Below are 18,814 nucleotides of genomic sequence, written 5' to 3' on the forward strand. Positions count from 1 at the left end.
AAGGCACTCACGCCAGACCGGTGGAGTCGTGCTGGGATTCACCCAAAGCGGGGGCGTTTGACTGTCAACGACATCGTGACCCACATGGCTTGGCACGACGACAACCACTTGGACCAACTCAAGCGGGCGCTGGCAGGGCGGGCGTGAGGGAGTGACACTCGAACGTCTACCCGCGCTGGTTCCAGTGTGGTTCCAACGCACCCCGATACACCGCGATGCACGCGGGTTGGGCGTCATGGGACTTCGTCGCAATCACGCGGCGTTGCGTTCGGATGCGGCGGCGTGTGAGAATCCCGACCGGGATTCGTAATCAGCAGGTCGTGGGTTCAAGTCCCACCGCCGGCTCCAGCCTTCCTCGCTAGTTAGCTCGCGACCCGAGAAATCCCCGAAGTTTAGACGCGACCTCTTCCGCCGCCCGCCGATCCCCCACACGCTTCGCCTTCCGCCGGCCACGGTACGTGATTGGAGTGCTCCCAAAGAGCTGCTCACCGCGAGGAGCTTAGATCACTTTTTACAGCGCAACGCCGAGGTCTACCACGACTGGCTCTCCTTCGACGACAGGAGATCGCTCTGAGCTAAAAGCGGAACGAGATTCCGCTGAGGAAGTGGTGCGTGCTCAGGTGGGTTCTGAACTTGATCTCCCCCGAGTCGAGCGCCGCCCGGACGTGGGTATACCGATACTCGGCGAAGAGGGCGATGCTCCCCGTGAATTCCCACGCCACGCCGCCTCCCACTTTCAGGCCATGGGTCGCGCGCGTGTCGAAGCCCTCGAGATGCTGGATGTAGAACCCCGGTCCGATCGTCAGGTACGGCTGGAGCTGGCCATGAGGGAAGTCCGTGCTCACGAGCATCGGCCACCGGAGCATCAGGTCGAAGGAAACCGCGGTGATGAAGAAATCGACCTCCCGGAATTTCACGGGCCCTGCGCCGGAGACGTTGATTGGGGCCTTGAACAGGACCCCCCTGGTATCGGTGATCGTCCCCTTTCCTATCTTGGTCTGAGCGCCGATGTCTGGTCGAAAATGGGACACGTCTAGGCTGAGCCCGAAGAACTTGGGGGACTCGAACCAATGCCCAACGCGGCCGCCCACCGAGAACGATTTATCGAAGCTGACATTCGAGACCAGGCCGGCCGTGGCCACGCCATCAAGATGCCCGTCGAGGGAAAAATGATGGCTCTCGGTGACACTCATGCCGCCGTACAGGTCGGTGAACCACTCTGCGGCTGCGGGACACACGCCGACGACAAGCCAGGTCAGCGCGACCGCCATCGTGACGAGTGATTTGGCCGGGAGCATATGGGCAGAACGTCTCTGCTCCCTAGCCAGCCGGTTCACCGCTGACGGTCAAAGCATCGACGTGGTTGCGGAACACTCTCGTATCGGTTGATCAATGTGCCGCTCGACTTCATGACCTCCCCATCGAAACGGTCTGGATGTCTCCCATGTCGAGCCGGGTGCCGGGCCCTTGGAGCCAGCGCTGGGTTGACGAGAGCGAGACGAGGGGCTAGTGGTCTTCGGACGCAGACGGTCGGGCGGACGACGTCGGGGAATCCCGCAGAAACTGTGTTCGTCGGCCGTGCCGAGTCGGAGCGAACACAATGAGCTTCGACGAAACATCCGGTGACTCGATCACATCGCTCACTCTGCCGACAGGCTGAGGGGATTCAGCGTGTGCTGGCGATGCAACGACTTCGCCCCTGGGCTGGACCACTCCATCCATGAAGAGCGCGTCGTTATCGAAGAAAAAGACGCCGGGGGTCGAAGGATCGACGAAGTCGACTCCGATGTAGAGCACGAGCAGGAGCGTCCAGTGACAGCCAAGCCTCATACGGGCAATATACTACGATGCCGGTTGCATGCCGGCATGCTCGGGAAGACGGTCGAGCCACGTTACACCAACGCGGACCTGGTTGATCAATTCGTCGGCGAACTCCGCGCAGCCAGCACTCGTTGAGATTTCAGAGCACCTTCCGAAGCTCCGTGAGCCCGCCACACGAGGCACGATCGCTTCACCACTGGACACAACAGAGCAACAAGCAGAGCCACGTCATCAATGCACCCCTCGGTTGCAGCTGGGTTGCATTTCTCGCCTCGATCTGCCACTTTTTGGCGTGTCCGATTTCGAAATATCGATGGCTTCGGGATCAGGAGGGCTCTTCGTAATCAGCAGGTCGTGGGTTCAAGTCCCACCGCCGGCTCCACTGTTCAGCTCTCCCGTCCACCCCACCGCACGGAGCGTGAGATGAGCGATCTGGGTCGTCGCGAGGAGATCCGGGTGCCCGGCATGTCCGAGCCCATCAGTCACTTCACCCACGTCGTCAAGGCGGGACGCCTCGTCTTCGTCTCGGGCTGCGTCGCGACGGATGCGCAGGGACGCACGGTCGGCGGCGCCGACGTCACCGCGCAGGCCCGCCAGGTGCACGAGAATCTCAAGCGGTGCCTGGCCGCGGCCGGCGCGACGTTCGCCGACGTGTGCAAGGTCACCGTGTTCCTGAAGAACGTCGCCGACCGCGAGAAGATCAACGTCGCCCGCACGGAGTACTTCGGCACGCACCGCCCGGCCAGCACGCTGGTCGAGATCTCGCGCCTCGTGCGCGACGACCTGCTGGTGGAGATCGAGGCGATCGCCGTCCTGCCTGGATGACCGAGGGGATCGCGCCGATCCTCGATCGGGCGCGCGCGCTCAGCGCGCAGGGGCGCTGGGCCGATGCCGAGGCGGCGTACCGCGAGGCGCTCGGCCGCCGCCCCGACGACGCGCAGGCGCACGTCGGGCTCGGCTGGGCGCTGCGGCGGCAGCGCCGCCCCGACGAGGCGGAAGCGGCGTTCCGACGCGCGGTCGCGCTCGCGCCGGCGAGCGCGTCGGCGCGCGTGGAGCTCGGCGGCGCGCTCTTCGAGCAGGGGCGGTACGCTGAGGCGGCCGCGGCCTTCGCCGAGGCGGTCCGCCTGCGTCCCGACTTCGCGAAGGCTCACGTGAGCCTCGGCCTGGCGCTCGCGCGGCAGGGCGCGTGGGCGGACGCCGAGGCGGCGCTCCGCGAGGCGCTCCGGCTGCGGCCGGGCGATCCGGTGGCCCGCGCGAACCTCGGCACGGTGCTCCGCCGTCAGCGCCGGCCGGCGGAGGCCGAGGCGATCCACCGCGAGGCGCCGCGCCGCGCCGCGACGTCGCGAGTCGAGCTGGCCGTCGCGCTCTACCAGCAGGCGAAGTACGCGGAGGCGGCCGAGGCGTTCCGCGCGGCGCTCGCGGAGCACCCGCGGCACGCGAGGGCGCGGCTCGGCTGGGGCCTCGCTCTCGAGCGCCAGGGCCGCCTCGCCGAGGCGATCGACGCCTACCGCGAGGCGGTGCGCGTCTGTCCCGACGACGCGAGCCTCCACCAGCGGCTCGGCCTCGCGCTGCGGCGCCGCCACCGCTACGGGGAGGCCGTCGCGGCGTTCCGCGAGGCGATCCGCTGGGCGCCCCGCGACGCGCGCTCCCACCACCACCTCGGCGTCGCCCTCGAGCGCCACGGCCACCACGACGAGGCCGCGGCGGCGTTCCGCGCCGCCATCCGTCTGCGCTCGCGCCACGTGCGTTCGTACCTCGGCCTGGCGGCGACGCTGCGGCGCCAGGGCCGGTGGGCGGAGGAGGCGGCGACGTACGCGGACGCGCTCCGGGTGACGCCCGACGACGCCGACCTCCTCGCGGGCCGCGGACTCGCCCTCGGCGCCGCCGGCGACTACGCGGCCGCCGCCGACGCGTTCCGCCGGGCGCTCGCGTTCCGGCCCGACGACGCCGACCTCCACTACGAGCTCGGCGTCGCGCTCGGCCGGCAAGGGCGCCACGCGGACGCGGAGACGGCGCTGCGCGAGGCGGTGCGCCTCAAGCCCGACTCGCTCAAGGCGCGCGCCAACTTCGCGCTCGGCCTCGGGCGCCAGGGCCGCCACGCCGAGGCGGAAGCGGCCTATCGCGAGGCGCTCCCGCTCCGGCCGCGGCACCCCGCGCTCCACCGCGGGCTCGGCGTGTCGCTCTACTGGCAGGGCCGCTACGACCTCGCCGAGACGGCATTCCGCGAGGCGATCCGGCTCAAGCCCGACTACGTGCGCGCCCACTGCGACCTCGGCGAGATGTTCGTCGAACGCGGGCGCTGGGCGGAGGCCGAGGCCGTCTACCGCGCCGCCACGCGCATCGCGCCCGAGTCGGTGACGGCGCAGACGGGGCTGGGCGGCGTGCTGCAGGCGCTCGGGCGCCAAGCGGAGGCAGAGGCCGCGTGTCGCGAGGCGATCCGGCTCGACTTCGACGAGGCGCGCGCGCACTTCGTCCTCTGGGACGCGCTCGAGGCGCAGGGCCGCTTCCGCGCGCTCCGCGAGGCGGCGCGTGCCGTCGTGGCGCGCCGGCCCGACCACGCCGACGCCCACGCGCGGCTCGGGCGGGCGCTCTACGAGGAGGGGCGCTTCGCGGAGGCGCGCGCGGCGTACGAGACGGCGGTGCGCCTCAACCCCGGCGTCGCGCGGTTCCGCGAAGGGCTCGCGCGCGTGCTAGGGAAGCTTCAGTAGCTCGCGGAACTTTTCGAGGTCGCGCGCCGGCGCGTCGGGGTGCCGCGCCACGAGCGCGTACACGCCGGCCGGATCGCTCTCGATGCCCCGGCTCGCGCGCGCGAAGACGCGGACGAGGGTCCGCGCCTCCTTCTCCGCCTTCGCCGTCGCGGCCGCGTGGGCGAGGCGCCCCGCCCACTCGAGCACGCGGCTGTCGAGCTTCACGAAGCCGGTGACCGTCGTCGTGATCAGGCTGCGGCTGTCGGGCGCGGGCTGGGCCGCGTACTCGATGACGACCACGGCCTGCCCGTTGATCCGCGGGAGGAACCAGGTCTTGTAGGAGCCGCGTGCGTACATCATGCGCGTGCCGCTCGTCGCGTAGACGACCATGAACCGCCCGGTCGCGCCCCAGCCGTCGTCGAGCCAGAGCCCGCCGGCGTCGCGCCAGATCCGATACCGCGCGAGCTTGAGCGCGCGCGTGACGTGGGCCGCGAGCTCGGGGTGGTCGAGGAGGTACTCGAAGACGTCGCGCCGCGTGACGAAGGGCTCGCCGTCCGCGCGCGTCGCGACCGAGGCCTGCTCGCTGACCTCGGCGAGGAGGAGCCGCTCGGCCGGCGCCAGGTCGGCGGGCAGCGTGAGGGCCGGCCGGGCCGCGAACGCGCTCCCGACGAGCCCCAGGAGCGCCGCGGCGGCGAGGACGAGAGCCGGCGTCGGAGGACGGGGCCGCTTCCGCACGGTCGAGGCTCATTATGTCATGACGCTTGACGTGGACCCGCCCCGTCCGTAGGCTCGGGGGACTACCGAGACGGTTCGCAACGGTTCCGCGCCCCGGCCGGGGCGAGAGGGCAGGGGATGTACCAGCACCTCTTCGCGATCGTCGAGCGCCTTCCGGCGTTCTGGCGCACGCCCGCGTCGTCCCTCGGCGCCGTCGCGGCGCGCCCCGTGGACGAGCTGACCCTCCTCGCGAGCCCGTGCGAGGGCGTGCCCGAGGCCAACGCGCGGACGCTCGCGAGCCACCACGACGTGGTCAGCTCGACGCTCGACGCGGCCGCGGTCCTCCCGTTCCGCTTCGGCACCGTGGTGCCGGCGACGGAGCTCCCCGACTGGCTCGAGGCGCACCGGACGCGGATCCGCACGACCCTGACCGAGCTGCGCGGCCAGGTGGAGATGAGCGTCAAGCTCCTGCGGCTCCACTGCGGGCACGGCGCGGACCGCGCGTGCCCCGAGTGCGCCGGCGGCGCGCCCGGGGCCGCGGAGCTCGGCGACCTCGCCGAGCGCCTTGTCGAGCGCGCCGGCGTGGCCCGCTGGCGCTTCTCCTCCTCGGCCCACGGCGACAACATCGCCGGCTCGGTCGCGTTCCTCGTCCCGCGGCAGGAGGTGCACGCCTTCCTCGCGCGCATCGCACCGGTCGCGTCGCACGCCGCGGGGATCGCGGTGGTCCCGACGGGGCCGTGGCCCGCCTACTCCTTCGCCGGAAATTTCGATCGCCTGCCGCTCGCGCGCGTGCCGGCGGCCCCGCCGTCCGGGGAGCGCCGGCTCGGCTAGGACCGGGCGCGCCGGCGCGCCTTGCCCCGCCGTGGCGTTGTGGGATAGGCTCGACGGCCCAGGAGGGTGGGGATGAAGCGGCTGCGCCGCGCCGCCGTCGAGGAAATGATGGAGAAGCGCCCGGACGCGACGCTCGAGGCGGCGCTCGAGGTGTTCGAGGTGTTCGCGAGCGGATCGCTGACGGACGAGGTGTACATCTTGGACGACGTCGGCGGCAAGTGCATCGCCATCGCCCCGACGGCGCTCAAGGAAAAGTACCGGCGGGGGTGAGCCATGGCCATACTCGTGATCTCGCACCAGATGGGCGCGGGCGGCCCGGAGATCGGCATGGCGCTCGGGCAGCGGCTCGGCTATCGCTACGTGAACCAGGAGCTCCTGCTCGACGCGGCGCGCCGGTACGGGCTCGCCGAGGAGCGGCTCTCGCACCTCGATGAGTCGAAGCCGACCCTCTTCGAGCGGTTCGACACCGAGACCCGGCACCACATCACCGTCCTCCAGACGACGCTCCTCGAGTTCGCCGAGCTGGACAACGCCGTGCTCATGCGCGGCGGCGGCCAGTGGCTCCTGCGCGGCGTGCCGCACGCGCTGCGGGTGCGCCTGATCGCGCCGTTCGAGCATCGCGTGAAGCAGTGGATCAAGCGCACCGCCGAGATGACGGGCGAGGCGCCCACGCAGCGCGCGGCCGCCGACTTCGTGCGGCGCGACGACTCGGAGAAGGCGGGCCGGATGCGCTATCTCTACGAGGTGGACATCTCGGACCCGAACCTCTACGAGCTTATCGTGAACGTCGAGAAGCTCGTGTACGGCGCGGTGGTCGAGATGCTCGCCGGGCTCGTGCGTCGCCCGGAGATGGCGACGAGCCCGGAGGGGCAGCAGCTCGTCGCCTCGCGGGCCCTCGCCTCCCGCGTGCAGGTCGCGCTCGCCACGCACCCGGAAACGCGCCGGTACCGGATCACCGTCGAGGCGCAGGGCGGCGTGATCACGCTCGAGGGCACCGCCGCGCTGGACCGCGCGGTCGGGGTGGCGCGCACTGTCCCCGGGGTGAAGGAGGTCAAGACCCAGCAGCTCGAGATCCCGCCGATCCCGCCCTTCGTCGCCTAGCGACATGGGGGGTCCCGACATGGCCCCCCATACCCCCCCAAAGTTCGGCCGTCAGCGTCGCGGCCCCGGGGCGTCGGCGCCCGCGCGGTCCGGCGCCTCGGCGATCGTGAGCTGGACGCTCTTGCGCTCCTTGTTGCGCACGAGGCCGAGCGTCACCGCCCGGCCCACCTCGGCGTCCGCCGAAAGGCGCTGGAGGTGGTGATAGTCGTCCACGGTCGTGCCCTGGAAGGTGACGATCACGTCGTTCTGCTGGAGGCCGGCCGCGGCGGCGGGGCTCCCCGGGTACACGCGCGCGACGACGGCGCCGTGCGTGTCCCGCATCCCGAGCGCCTGCGCGAGCTCCGGCGTCAGCGGCTGCATGGCGACGCCGATCCAGCCGCGGGTCACGCGGCCGCGATCGATGAGCTGGCTCGTGACGCGCCGGACCATGTTGGCCGGGATCGCGAAGCCGATGCCCTGGCCGGTCGCGACGATGGCCGTGTTGATGCCGATCACCTCGCCCCTGAGGTTCACGAGCGGACCGCCGGAGTTGCCGGGGTTGATCGACGCGTCGGTCTGGATGAAGTTCTCGTAGGTCGAGATGCCGACGTCGGCACGCCCGGTGGCGCTGACGACGCCGACCGTCACGGTCTGGTCGAGCCCGAACGGGTTGCCGATCGCGATCGCCCACTCGCCGACCCGCAGCGCGTCGGAGTCGCCGAGCGCCGCCACCGTGAGCGGCACGGTCGGCTCGAAGCGGATCACCGCGAGGTCGGTCTTCGCGTCGGAGCCGACGATCCGTCCGCGGAACTCCTCCTTCGAGGCGAGCCGCACGGTCACGCCGTCGGCGCCGCGGACGACGTGGAGGTTGGTGAGCACGTAGCCGCGCTTGTCGATGATCACGCCCGAGCCCAGTCCTGGCTGGTGGAACTCCTCGCGCCGGCCCGGACCACGGCCGAAGAACTGGTCGAAGAAGTCCTTGAAGGCCGGATCGTCGGCGAACGGTCCCGGGATCGCGGGCGCCCGCCGGGGACGGGCAACCTGTACGGTCCCGATGTGCACGACGGCGGGCCGGACGCGCTCGGCGACCTGGACGAAGGCCGACTGGAGCGCGTCGGCGGGGGAGACGGGGGTCGGCGCGATCTCACGCACTGCGGCACGGCCGGTATAGAGGATCGCGTGCGTCCAGAACCCAGCGCCGGCAAAGGCGAAACTGGCGCTGAAGACGAGGATCGCGCGGCCAGTCTTTGAGGGCATCGGGCTCGCTTCCGCGGCCGGCTCGCGCTCGGCGCGGGGGCGGAGGAGAATGTTAGCGACCGCGGAGGCCGAGTGTCAAGGAAACTATTGCAATCATGTATTTTCCTTGACGCTCCAAAGCTCGAAAAGCGACAATGACGTAATAGTTAACGAAGTCTTCAGAACCCATATGATACGGCATTTCTTACGCAGGACCTTCTGCGTCACACTGATCTTGTCCCTGCTGGCGCCAGGTCTGGGGGCGGCACAGCAGCCCGCCCCGGTTCTGCCGGTGCCCGCGACGTCGGTCCCTGTTCGGGGCTCGGTGCCCGTCCCGATCCCCCCGGGGAGCCGCACCATCCCCGGCCCCGACTACCGGCTGGGTCCCGGCGACGTCCTGGACGTGCAGATCGCGGGCCGCCTCGAGGTCATCCGCTCCCAGGTCGTCGTCGACCTCGAGGGCGCGATCAGCATGCCGCCCATCGGCTCGATCCCGCTCGCGGGCCTCACGCTGCTCGAGGCGCATCGCCGCGTCGCCGAGCGCGCGCACGCCGTGTACAAGTTCGTGGAGATCACGCTTGCCGTCGCCGCGCCGCGCGCCTTCGAGATCACCGTGTCGGGCGAAGTCGACCGGCCCGGCACGATGCTGGTGACCGCCACCCGGCGGCTCCACGACGTCATCCTGGAAGCGGGCGGCGTCACGCCGCGCGGCAGCATGCGCCGCGTCCTCGTGCGCCGGAAGGCCGACGCCGAGTTCGATCTGCTGCGCTTCGAGCTCAAGGGCGACCTCTCGCAGAACCCGTTCGTCGAGGAGGGCCTGCGGATCGTCGTGCCGCCCAAGGGTCCGTCGGTGACGCTCGCAGGCGCCGTGCGGCGGCCGGGCGAGTACGAGATCGGGCCGGACGGCTCGCTCGCCGCGCTGCTCGAGCTCGTCGGCGGCCTCGGCCAGGCGGCGGCCGGGACGGAGGCGCGGCTGACGCGCGTCGGCGCCGACGGCCGCAAGGAGACGCTCGCGCTCGACCTCCTCACCGCGCTCCTGCCGCCGGCCGACGTGAAGCTCCAGGCCGGCGACGCGCTCTTCGTGCCGCCGCTCTCCGTGCTCCAGGACGTCGTCGAGGTCCGCGGCGCCTTCGTCGGCACGGCGGACTCGAGCAAGACGAGCGTCGCCGGCAAGGCGACGATCGTGCAGCGCTTCGAGCTCGCGCAGGGCGACCGCGTCCGCGACATCGTCCAGCGCGCCGGCGGCGCCGCCGCCTACGCCGACCTGCGGCTCGCGGTGATCGAGCGCGGCGGCCAGACGGGGCCGCGGCAGCGGATCCCGGTCGACCTGCAGCGGCTGCTCGTCGACAAGGACGAGGCGCAGAACGTCCTCCTCCAGAATGGCGACGTCCTCCAGCTGCCCATCGTCGAGGACAAGATCTACGTTGTCGGCGAGGTCAAGCTGCCGGGCGGCTTCGACTACCGCCCCGACCTCACGCCGCGCGAGTACGTCACGCTCGCGGGCGGGCCGACGAACCGCGCGAAGCTCCGCGCGACGTCCGTGATCTTCCGCAATGGGCGCGCGTACGCGATGGCCGACGCGCCGCCGCTCGAGCCGGGCGCGGTCGTCACGGTGCCCGAGGTGGCGGTGAAGTGGTGGCAGGACTATCTGCAGATCGCGTCGGTCCTCGCGGGGCTCGTCACCGCGTACACCGGTGTCTACATCCTCTTCAACGGCCCGTTGAGCCGCGGCGGCCTGTAAGCGATGTACGAAGCGTACTGGGAGCTCACCGAACCGCCCTTCGACAACTCGCCGAACCCGAAGTTCTTCTATCTCTCGCCCGATCACGAGGAGGCCCTGGTGCGGCTCGTCTACACGGTCCGCCACCGCAAGGGCTGCGGGATGCTCACGGGCGAGTACGGGTGCGGCAAGACGACGCTCTCGCGCGCGCTCATCCAGCGCCTTGAGGCGGAGCGCTACGAGATCGGGCTCCTGACGAACCCGAGCTGGACGCCGGTCGACTTCCTCCGCGAGGTCCTCTACCAGCTCGGCGTGGAGACGGAGGAGAAGAACAAGCCCGAGCTCCTCCACATGCTGAACGACGTGTTCTTCCGGAACTACCAGGCCGGGCGCGACAGCGTCGTCATCGTGGACGAGGCGCAGCTCATCGACGACGATGCCGTGTTCGAGGAGCTCCGCCTGCTCCTGAACTTCCAGACCGACGACCGATTCCTCGTGACGCTCCTCCTCATCGGCTCGCCCGAGCTCGCCAGCAAGGTGCGGCGCCTGAAGCACCTCGACCAGCGGATCACGCTCCGCTACCACCTGAACACGCTCGACTACGCGCACACGGCGAACTACATCGCGCACCGCCTGAAGATGGCGGGCCAGGCGAAACAGCTCTTCAACGAGGAGGCGATGAAGCTCATCTTCGATTTCACGCGCGGCACCCCGCGCGAGATCAATAACCTCTGCGACGTCGCCCTCCTCGTCGGCTACTCGAAGCGCGTGAAGGAGATCGGGGAGAAGATCATCGCCGAGGTCATCAAGGACATGGTGGGAGTCTCCTGATGGTGCGGATGAGCGACCTCGTCCGCGGCACCGTCAGGCCGAGGCCCGCGGCCGAGAAGGCGCCGGCCGCCGAGCGGCCGGCGCCGGCCTCGGGGACCGGCGTCCCGCCGGCGCTCCCGCGCACGCGCCTCGCGGCCGTGGCCCCGGCACCCGCGCCGGCGCCCCCGGCGCCGCCGCAGGCCGAGCCCCCGGCGCCGCCGCAGGCCGAGCCCGCGCCGCGGCCCCCGGCGCCGGAGACGCCCCCCGCGGCGGCCGCGCCGGTCGAGGCGCCGGGCGAGAAGGTCGAGGCGCTCCACGGCGAGCTGCAGGAGTTTCTCGCGCGGGTGCGTGAGCTCGTGCGCGGGGGCGGGCCGTTCCCGTGGGCCGAGCTCGAGGGGCTGATGGCGCGCGTGGTCGTGTCGCTCGAGCGCTCCGGGGACCTCTTCTGGGCGGCGAACAACCCCGCCGCGCCGCCAGGGGTCGACTACCTCGCATTCCACCAGGCCCGCGTCGCGGTGCTCGCCGTCCGGATCGGCATGGACGTCGGCTACGAGCGCCGGCGGCTCATTCTGCTCGGCATGGCGGGCTGCCTCATCGACATCGGCCTCTGGCAGCTCCCCGAGGGCGTGCTCCGGAAGGTCGACGCGCTCTCGCCCGAGGAGCAGACGCAGTACCAGTCGCACCCGCGCCTGGGCGCCGAGCAGCTGCGCCGCTGGTCACCGCCCTACGAGGGGCTGGTCGAGGCTGTGCTGCATCACCACGAGCGCGAGCAGGGGCAGGGCTTCCCGCTGGGGCTCGCCGCCACGGCGATCAACCCGGACGCGAAGATCCTCGGCCTGGTGGACACGTACGCGGGGCTCACCGTCCCGCCGACCTCGCGGCCGCGGATCCGGCCGCACGAGGCGATCCGCGACATCGTGCGCGGGAAGCACGAGTCCTTCCCGTCCGCGCTCGTGAAGGCGCTGCTCTCCGAGGTGTCGGTCTTCCCGCCGGGCACGCTCGTGCGCCTCAACACGGGCGAGGTGGGCCGTGTCGTCGCCGTGAACCGGAGCCATCCGCTCCGGCCGCGCCTCGAGATCATCGCCGACGGCAAGGGCCACCGCCTGGCCGCGCCGAAGACGACGGACCTCGCCGAGGCGCCCTTCCTCTACGTCACCGGTCCCGTCGCGGAGGGCGGGCGGTGAGCGCCGGGGAGGTTCGCTAGTGGCGCAGTACGAGATGAACCTCCGCGACTACTGGCTGATCGTCCGCCGCCGCCGGCTGATCATCATCACCTCGACGGTGCTCGTCGCGCTGTTCAGCTTCTGGTTCGCCAAGCAGAAGGTCCCGATCTACCAGGCGACCGCCGCGGTCAGGTACGAGCAGTCCACGCAGCTCTCGGGCCTCCTGGTGGAGGTGCTGTCGTACTCGACCGCGGACAACATCGAGACGCAGGTCACGATCATCAAGAGCTACCCGATCCTCGAGGAGGTCGCGAAGCGGCTCGGCCGGCTGCCGCAGACGGTCTCCGGCGAGGCGCTCCGGGAGTCGAAGACCTACTGGGGGGCGCTCGACGCGATCGCCTCGAAGATCAAGGTCACGCGCGTGCCGACCACCAGCATCCTCGAGATCGCGGTCACCTCGACCAACCAGCGCGAGGCGCGCGACATCGCGAACGCCGTGACCGACGCCTACCGCGACTACAACCGCACGCAGCGGAACCTCCGTCTCACGGAGGCGCGCAAGTTCATCGAGGGCCAGCTCAAGGACGTCGAGGCGCGTGTCAAGCGCGCCGAGGCGGAGGTGTGGGCGTTCCGGGAGGCCAACCGGATCATCTCGCCCGGCGCCGAGTCGGCCGTGCTGCTCTCGCTCTTCACGCAGGTGCGCGGGGACATCGAGAAGGCCCGCCAGCAGCGGACCGAGCTCGAGCTCGTGCAGCAGCGGCTCGCGCGGAGCGACACGGTCGGCGCGGCCGAGCGCGTCTTCGTGGACACGACGAACCCGGCGGTGCAGCGGCTCCAGTCGATGTACTCCGAGCTCCTGCTCGAGCGGAACAACCTCGCACTCGAGGTGACCGACAAGCACCCGCGGCTCCAGGCGCTCGAGGACCGCATGCGCGAGGTGCGCATGGAGATGCGACGCGAGGTCGCGGCCCAGATCGCGGCGCTCCGGAGCCGCGAGGAGATCCTCAGCCGCCAGATGGGCGAGCTCCTGCAGAAGAACCGTGAGATCCCCGAGGTCGAGCTGGCGATGCAGCGCCTCCAGCGGGAGGCGAAGAACAACGACGACCTCCTCACGCTCCTGAAGGCGAAGCACCAGGAGGCGCTGATCAAGGAGTCGGAGAAGATCGAGGAGGTGACGCTCGTCCGGCCCGCCGTCGAGCCGGAGGCGCCGGTCGGCACCGAGGCGCTGAACACCGTCCTCGTCGGCGCGCTCGTCGGCCTGTCGCTCGGCCTGGTCCTGGCGTTCGTGCAGGAGACGCTCGACACGTCGATCGGCACGATCGAGGACGTCGAGGCATATCTGGAGGTGCCCGTGCTCGGCGTGATACCGCACATCGACGCGCGCGAGACGGTGCAGCGCATCCTGGCGCGGCGCCCCTCGCTGGCGCAGATGGAGCCGGACGCGCTGCTGAGCCACGCCCTGCTCATCACGCACTTTGATCCGAAGTCGCCGGTCGCGGAGGCGTACCGCACGCTCCGGACGAACATCCAGTTCGCGCGCCTGGAGCGCGCCGGCAAGCTCCTCGTCATCACGAGCCCGACGCTCCAGGAGGGCAAGACGACGACGATCGTGAACCTCGCGATCACGATGGCGCAGAGCGGCCAGCGGACGCTGCTCGTCGGCTCGAACATGCGTCGCCCGAGCATCCATCGCTTCTTCGGCATCGAGCGCGAGCCCGGCCTCTCCGACATCCTGGTCGGTAGCGTCCAGTGGCGCGACTGCATCCGGACGGTCGCGGACATCCTCATGGGCCGCTTCGAGATGGAAGACGTCATGTCGGCGCCGGGCCTCGACAACCTGCACATCATCGAGGCGGGGCCGATCCCGGCCAACCCGTCGGAGCTCCTCTCGACGCCGGCGATGACCGCGTTCCTGCGCACCGTGCGCGAGGAGTACGACATCGTCCTCATCGACACGCCGCCGGTCCTGCCGGTCACCGACTCGGCGATCGTCTCCTCGCAGGCGGACGGCGTCGTCCTCGTGTATCAGGCGGGCAAGGTCGGACGCCTCGTCCTGAAGCGCGCAAAGATCCACATCGAGAACGTCGGCGGGAAGGTCTGGGGCGTCGTCCTCAACGACGTGAAGACCGAGATCGCCGGCTACGCGTACACGCACTACTACACGCACTACTACGGCGAGGAGACGGTCGTCGACCCCGGGAAGGAGCGCTTGCAGCGGGTCGGCGGCTTCTTCCGCAGGCTCCTGCGGCGCGGCGAGGCGCCGAAGGAGAGGGCGGGCGTCGAGCTCCCGCCCGAGACGCCGCAACCGCCGGCCGCGGCGGCGGCGGTCGAGCGCCCGCCGGCCGCCGTCGAGCCTCCGGCGCGCCCCGCCCGGAAACCGCGCCGCGGCGCGCGTCGCGGCTTCTTGCTCGCCTTGGTCGTCGTGCTCGCGGGCGCTGCGGCGGCGGGCGTCTTTGCCTGGCGCGCGGGCTGGCTGGCGGGATGGCTGCCGGCCGACCTCCGGCCGAAGGCGCTCCTCCTCCTTCGCCAGAAGCTCGACACGCCCAGGCCCACCGTGCCCGCGCCCGGCGCGCCCCCCGCTCCGGCTCTCGTGACGCCGGCGCCGGCTCGCGCGCCCGTGGCTCCGGCGCCCTCCGCGCCCGCTCCCGCACCCGCGCGCAGCGCGCCGCCGAGCCCGGCCCCCGCACCGTCCGCCCCCGCCGTGTCCACGACGCCGCCGCCGGCGACGGGCGTGCGCTTCGCGCTCGAGTTCGGGCCGTTCGTCACGCAGGCGGAAGCCGATCGCGTCGAGCGCCGGCTGAGCCAGGCGGGCTACGCGACCGCGCGCTCGCGCCAGCGGCAGACCGGCGCCGCCGTCTACGCGGTGGTCGTCGAGAAGGTCCCGAGCGCGCGCGAGGCGCAGGCGGTCGTCGCCGCCCTGCGCGCGCAGGGCTTCGGCGACGCGGTCGTGGTGGGCAGCGCCGAGCCGCTCGGCGTACGCGTCGGCGCGCCGCTGCCGCTGCGCGGCGCGGTGCAGCTGGCCGAGCGGCTGCGCGCCGCCGGCTACCAGGTGCGCGTGGCGGCGCAACCGGGGGAGGCGACGACGTTCACGATCCGGCACGGGAACTTCGCGACGGCCGAGGAGGCGCGGGCGAAGAGCGAGGAGCTGATGCGCGCCGGGCTCGCGAACCAGGTCGTCCGGGCGAAGTAGCGCCCCGCACCCGGCCGGCCGATGGACTTCGCGTTCGTCCTGGCGATCGCCCTCGCGGTGTTCCTCGTCGTCTTCATCAAGACGGAGGTCGGGCTCTACCTCGTCATCTTCTCGATGCTCCTGTCGCCCGAGCTCGGCTCGGCCGGCGGCGGGCTCGCCGAGGGCCGCCGCATCATCGTCCGGACCGAGGACGTCCTGCTGCTCGTCGTCGCGTTCAGCTGGTTCGCGAAGACCGCGGTGAACAAGGAGCTCGGCCTGACGGTGAAGACGCCGCTCAACCAGGCGATCTCGATCTACATCGCGGCGACCGCGATCGCGACGCTCGTCGGCTACGCGACGGGCACCGTCGGCGGCCTCGGCGGCTTCTTCTACGTCCTGAAGTACGTCGAGTACTTCGTCGTCTACTACATGGTCGTGAACAACCTCGGGGACCGCCCGCAGGCGTGGCGCCTCGTGACCGCCGCGTTCCTCACCGCCATCATCGTCAGCCTCATCGGCGCCGCGCAGATCCCGTCGGGCCAGCGCGTGTCCGCGCCGTTCGAGGGCCGGGAGGGCGAGCCGAACACCTTCGGCGGCTACCTCCTCCTGATGATGGCGATCGCCGGCGGCATCGCGCTCGAGACCAAGCGCTTCCGCGTGCGCGCCACGTGCCTCGGCCTCATCGTCCTGATGTCGCTGCCCTTCGCCTACACGCTCTCGCGCGCGTCGTTCCTCGGGGTGCCGTTCGTCCTCGGGACGATGGCCGTCTTCTCGACGCGGCGCCGCCTGGTCGTGAGCGCGCTCGTGGTGACGATCGTCGCCTCGCCGCTCGTCGTCACGCTCCTGCCCAAGCCGGTCGTGGATCGGCTCCTCTATACGTTCCAGCCGGAGACCGGCCAGGCGACGGTGCGGCTCGGGCGCATCGCCTTCGACCCCTCGACGTCCGCGCGCCTCATCAGCGTCCAGTCGGCGCTGGTGGGCTGGGCGAAGCGCCCCTTCCTCGGCTACGGCGTGACGGGGTTCGGGTTCATGGACGCCCAGTACGCGCGGACGCTCGTCGAGACGGGCATCCTCGGCCTCGGCGCCTTCCTCTGGCTCGTCTGGTCCGTGCTCCGGAACGGCGTCGGCGCGATCCGCTCCCTCCGGGACGACGACGAGCGCGGGCTCGCGCTCGGCTTCGTCGCGGGCCTCGTCGGGCTCCTCGTGCACGCGATCGGCGCGAACACCTTCATCATCGTCCGCATCATGGAGCCCTTCTGGTTCTTCGCCGCGGTGATCGTCACGCTCCCCGTCTTGGCAGCGCAGGAGACGGCGGTGCCCGCGCGCCCGGCGCGGACGGCCCGGCGCGTCGCGTGAGACTACAGCGCAGGGTGCGCGAGCGGGCCCGCCGGGTCCAGCTCCTCGTGATGGACGTGGACGGCGTGCTGACGGACGGCCGCATGATCCTCTCGGAGCGCGGCGACGAGCTGAAGGCGTTCAACACCCGCGACGGTATCGCGGTGGCGCTCGCCAAGCGCGCGGGCCTCCGGACGGCGATCGTGACGGGCGAGTCGAGCCCGATCGCGAAGGCGCGCGGCGCGAAGCTCGGCGTGGACTCGGTCGTCCTGGGCGCCCGGCGCAAGGGCGAGACCGTGGAGGCGCTCATGGCCGAGTTCGGCTTGCCCGCCGAGGCCGTGGCGTACGTCGGCGACGACCTCCTCGACATCCCCGCGATGCAGCGCGTGGGGCTCGCGATCGCGGTCGCCGACGCCGCGCCGCCGGTCAAGGCGGTCGCCCACGTCGTCACGCGCGCCGCGGGCGGGCGGGGGGCGGTCCGCGAGTGCGTCGAGCTGATCCTCCGGGCGCAGGGCGCCTGGACGCGCGTCGTGGGCGCCTACGTGAGCGAGCACGGAGGACGATGACGCCGCCCGGCGCCCCGGGGCTCCGCGGCCGGACCCTCCGGGGCTTCATCCTGCTCGCGGCGCAGCGGGTCGCGAGCCTCCTCGTGATCGCGGCGGGCGGGATCGCCCTGGCCCGCCTGCTCACGCCCGCGGATTTCGGGTTCTACGCGATCTTCTCGTTCGTCATCGGCCTCTGTGTCACCCTCTCCGACCTCGGGCTCGGGGCGGCGCTGGTCCAGCGGCGCGACCTCGACCCCGCCGTCACGCTGGGCACGACCTTCACCCTGAACCTCGCGCTCGCGACCGCGCTGGCCGTCGGGCTCGCTTTGCTGGCGCCCGTCGTCACGCGCTGGCTCGGCGCCGCCGCCGACGTGACGGCGCCGCTGCGTTGCCTCGCGCCGCTGATCGTGCTCGCCTCGCTGCGCACGCCGGCCGCCGTGCTCCTCGAGCGCCAGCTCGCCTACCTGCCGCTCACGATCGCCGAGACCGCCGACACCGTAGTCTTCTACGCGGTCGCGGTCGCCGCGGCCTTCGCGGGCGCCGGGCTCTGGAGCTTCGTGTGGGGCGCGCTCCTCGCGCGTCTGGCCAACGTGGCGATCGTCTGGGGCGCGGCGCCCCTCCGGCCGCGCCCGGCCTGGCGGACGCACGAGCTCGCGCCGGTGCTGCGGTTCGGCCTGCCGTTCCAGGGGAACGCTCTGGTCACGACCGCGCGCGACGCGAGCATGCCGGTCGTCGTCACGGCGTGGAGCGGCGTCGCCGGGGTCGGCTTCCTCAATTGGGCGTTGACGCTCGCGTTCCAGCCGCTTCAGCTCGTGACGATCGCGGGCAAGGTCCTCTTTCCGGCTCTGTCCCGCGTGCAGGACGACGCCGCGCGGTTCGCGCGAGCGACCGAGCGTGCACTCAACCGCATCACCACCGTGCTCTATCCGGCGGCGCTCCTGCTGCTCGCGGGAGCCGATCCGATCGTGAGATTCGTCTACGGAGACGCGTGGGTGCCGGCGATCCCCGCGGTGCAGCTCTTCTGTGTCACCACGCTCCTGGGCGGAACCTCCACGATCCTCGTCCACGCGCTCTACGGCCTCGGCCGCGCCGACCTCGTCTTCCGCTTGAGCCTCGGCTGGGCGGCGCTCGTCTGGAGCCTCACGCTGGCGCTGGTCCCTCGGCTCGGCTTCCTCGGCTTCGCCGTCGCGAGCGTCGGCGTGTCTCTCACGAGCGTGGCCCCGCTGCTCGTGCTACGCCGCTCGGTCCCGATCCGCTTCCTGCCGGCGGTCCGCGTCCCATTCGCCGCCGCCCTCTTGAGCGCGCTCGCGTTCGGGACGCTGGCCGAGGTGTGGATCCACGATCTCCTCTCGCTGCTCATCGGCGGTGGCGTGTCGCTCGCGGCCTACGTCGGTCTGGTCCTGCTCCTGGGCGGCGCGGCGTGGCGCGTCGAGCTCGTGGCGGACTGGCGCACGGCGCTCCAGGGATGACCCAGGGCTACCCGCCGGAGTTCTTCGAGGGCCTCCGGAAGACCGCCCGGCGCTCGGCCGAGCGCGTCGTGCCGCTGGTCCTCGAGCTCGTCTCCCCCGCGAGCGTCGTCGACGTCGGGTGCGGCGTGGGCAGCTGGCTCGCGGTGTTCAGAGAGCGCGGGGTGCGAACGATCCTCGGGATCGACGGCGAGTACGTGGATCTCAGGCACCTCGAGATCCCGCACGAGTGCTTCC

16 protein-coding genes are annotated in these 18,814 nt (G+C 71.5%); 13 read left to right on the forward strand and 3 right to left on the reverse strand.

Going from position 1 to position 18,814, the window contains the following annotated elements; translation table 11 throughout:
- Window positions 1–575: 575 nt before the first annotated feature.
- Complete coding sequence (locus VKG64_03000) at window positions 576–1,271, reverse strand: outer membrane beta-barrel protein (GenBank protein ID HKB23997.1); 696 nt, start codon at window positions 1,269–1,271, stop codon at window positions 576–578.
- A gap of 973 nt (window positions 1,272–2,244) precedes the next feature.
- Here VKG64_03000 and VKG64_03005 point away from each other — a divergent pair.
- Together VKG64_03005 and VKG64_03010 are read left to right on the forward strand one after the other, a co-directional pair.
- Window positions 2,245–2,646, forward strand: a complete 402-nt coding sequence (locus tag VKG64_03005) for a RidA family protein (protein ID HKB23998.1) — start codon at window positions 2,245–2,247, stop codon at window positions 2,644–2,646.
- Complete coding sequence (locus tag VKG64_03010; GenBank protein HKB23999.1) at window positions 2,643–4,529, forward strand: tetratricopeptide repeat protein; 1,887 nt, start codon at window positions 2,643–2,645, stop codon at window positions 4,527–4,529. The genes VKG64_03005 and VKG64_03010 overlap by 4 nt, the downstream gene beginning before the upstream one ends.
- On the opposite strand, the gene VKG64_03015 is transcribed toward VKG64_03010, so the two are convergent.
- Entirely contained in the window at window positions 4,512–5,243 is a 732-nt protein-coding gene (locus VKG64_03015; protein HKB24000.1) for a hypothetical protein, read from the reverse strand. The two genes, VKG64_03010 and VKG64_03015, sit on opposite strands and share 18 nt — an antisense overlap.
- Window positions 5,244–5,360: 117 nt before the next feature.
- Between VKG64_03015 and VKG64_03020 the strand changes: the two genes are divergently transcribed.
- The 3 genes from VKG64_03020 (at window position 5,361) to VKG64_03030 (ending at window position 7,154) form a co-directional block, all read left to right on the forward strand.
- Window positions 5,361–6,053 carry a GvpL/GvpF family gas vesicle protein gene (locus VKG64_03020; protein ID HKB24001.1) on the forward strand — a complete coding sequence of 231 codons (693 nt, stop codon included), beginning with the start codon at window positions 5,361–5,363 and terminating at the stop codon, window positions 6,051–6,053.
- A 72-nt stretch (window positions 6,054–6,125) separates the two neighbouring features.
- Window positions 6,126–6,323, forward strand: coding sequence for a hypothetical protein (locus VKG64_03025; protein HKB24002.1), 198 nt, complete (start codon window positions 6,126–6,128; stop codon window positions 6,321–6,323).
- Window positions 6,324–6,326: 3 nt separating this feature from the next.
- Entirely contained in the window at window positions 6,327–7,154 is an 828-nt protein-coding gene (locus tag VKG64_03030) for a cytidylate kinase family protein (GenBank protein ID HKB24003.1), read from the forward strand.
- 51 nt (window positions 7,155–7,205) lie between these two features.
- Here the strand turns inward: VKG64_03030 and VKG64_03035 are convergent, their stop codons facing one another.
- Entirely contained in the window at window positions 7,206–8,285 is a 1,080-nt protein-coding gene (locus tag VKG64_03035) for a trypsin-like peptidase domain-containing protein (GenBank protein HKB24004.1), read from the reverse strand.
- A gap of 409 nt (window positions 8,286–8,694) precedes the next feature.
- Here VKG64_03035 and VKG64_03040 point away from each other — a divergent pair, with 409 nt between their 5' ends.
- The 8 genes from VKG64_03040 to VKG64_03075 form a co-directional block, all read left to right on the forward strand.
- A complete protein-coding gene (locus VKG64_03040) occupies window positions 8,695–10,110 on the forward strand; it encodes an SLBB domain-containing protein (protein ID HKB24005.1) in 1,416 nt (471 codons plus the stop codon).
- 3 nt (window positions 10,111–10,113) lie between these two features.
- On the forward strand, window positions 10,114–10,920 hold the full coding sequence (locus VKG64_03045; protein ID HKB24006.1) for an AAA family ATPase: 807 nt from the start codon (window positions 10,114–10,116) through the stop codon (window positions 10,918–10,920).
- Complete coding sequence (locus tag VKG64_03050; protein HKB24007.1) at window positions 10,920–12,083, forward strand: HD domain-containing phosphohydrolase; 1,164 nt, start codon at window positions 10,920–10,922, stop codon at window positions 12,081–12,083. Before VKG64_03045 ends, VKG64_03050 begins: the two co-directional genes overlap by 1 nt.
- A 19-nt stretch (window positions 12,084–12,102) precedes the next feature.
- Complete coding sequence (locus VKG64_03055) at window positions 12,103–15,252, forward strand: polysaccharide biosynthesis tyrosine autokinase (GenBank protein HKB24008.1); 3,150 nt, start codon at window positions 12,103–12,105, stop codon at window positions 15,250–15,252.
- A gap of 21 nt (window positions 15,253–15,273) precedes the next feature.
- Complete coding sequence (locus VKG64_03060) at window positions 15,274–16,587, forward strand: O-antigen ligase family protein (GenBank protein HKB24009.1); 1,314 nt, start codon at window positions 15,274–15,276, stop codon at window positions 16,585–16,587.
- 14 nt (window positions 16,588–16,601) lie between these two features.
- Window positions 16,602–17,132: an HAD-IIIA family hydrolase gene (locus VKG64_03065; protein HKB24010.1), complete on the forward strand. Its 531-nt coding sequence runs from the start codon at window positions 16,602–16,604 to the stop codon at window positions 17,130–17,132.
- Window positions 17,129–18,580 carry an oligosaccharide flippase family protein gene (locus VKG64_03070; protein HKB24011.1) on the forward strand — a complete coding sequence of 484 codons (1,452 nt, stop codon included), beginning with the start codon at window positions 17,129–17,131 and terminating at the stop codon, window positions 18,578–18,580. The genes VKG64_03065 and VKG64_03070 overlap by 4 nt, the downstream gene beginning before the upstream one ends.
- Window positions 18,577–18,814, forward strand: a 238-nt coding sequence (locus VKG64_03075; protein HKB24012.1) for a methyltransferase domain-containing protein, incomplete at its 3' end; no start/stop codon positions are given. The genes VKG64_03070 and VKG64_03075, both read left to right, overlap by 4 nt.

It is taken from the genome of Candidatus Methylomirabilota bacterium (genome assembly GCA_035260325.1).
Classification (GTDB): domain Bacteria; phylum Methylomirabilota; class Methylomirabilia; order Rokubacteriales; family CSP1-6; genus AR19.

What these genes read in the sequence shown, in the direction of transcription:
- VKG64_03000 (HKB23997.1), bottom strand. Translation starts at nt 1,271, where the DNA reads ATGGCGGTCGCGCTGACCTGGCTTGTCGTCGGCGTGTGTCCCGCAGCC.
- VKG64_03005 (HKB23998.1), top strand. Translation starts at nt 2,245, where the DNA reads ATGAGCGATCTGGGTCGTCGCGAGGAGATCCGGGTGCCCGGCATGTCC.
- VKG64_03010 (HKB23999.1), top strand. Translation starts at nt 2,643, where the DNA reads ATGACCGAGGGGATCGCGCCGATCCTCGATCGGGCGCGCGCGCTCAGC.
- VKG64_03020 (HKB24001.1), top strand. Translation starts at nt 5,361, where the DNA reads ATGTACCAGCACCTCTTCGCGATCGTCGAGCGCCTTCCGGCGTTCTGG.
- VKG64_03025 (HKB24002.1), top strand. Translation starts at nt 6,126, where the DNA reads ATGAAGCGGCTGCGCCGCGCCGCCGTCGAGGAAATGATGGAGAAGCGC.
- VKG64_03030 (HKB24003.1), top strand. Translation starts at nt 6,327, where the DNA reads ATGGCCATACTCGTGATCTCGCACCAGATGGGCGCGGGCGGCCCGGAG.
- VKG64_03045 (HKB24006.1), top strand. Translation starts at nt 10,114, where the DNA reads ATGTACGAAGCGTACTGGGAGCTCACCGAACCGCCCTTCGACAACTCG.
- VKG64_03050 (HKB24007.1), top strand. Translation starts at nt 10,920, where the DNA reads ATGGTGCGGATGAGCGACCTCGTCCGCGGCACCGTCAGGCCGAGGCCC.
- VKG64_03060 (HKB24009.1), top strand. Translation starts at nt 15,274, where the DNA reads ATGGACTTCGCGTTCGTCCTGGCGATCGCCCTCGCGGTGTTCCTCGTC.
- VKG64_03070 (HKB24011.1), top strand. Translation starts at nt 17,129, where the DNA reads ATGACGCCGCCCGGCGCCCCGGGGCTCCGCGGCCGGACCCTCCGGGGC.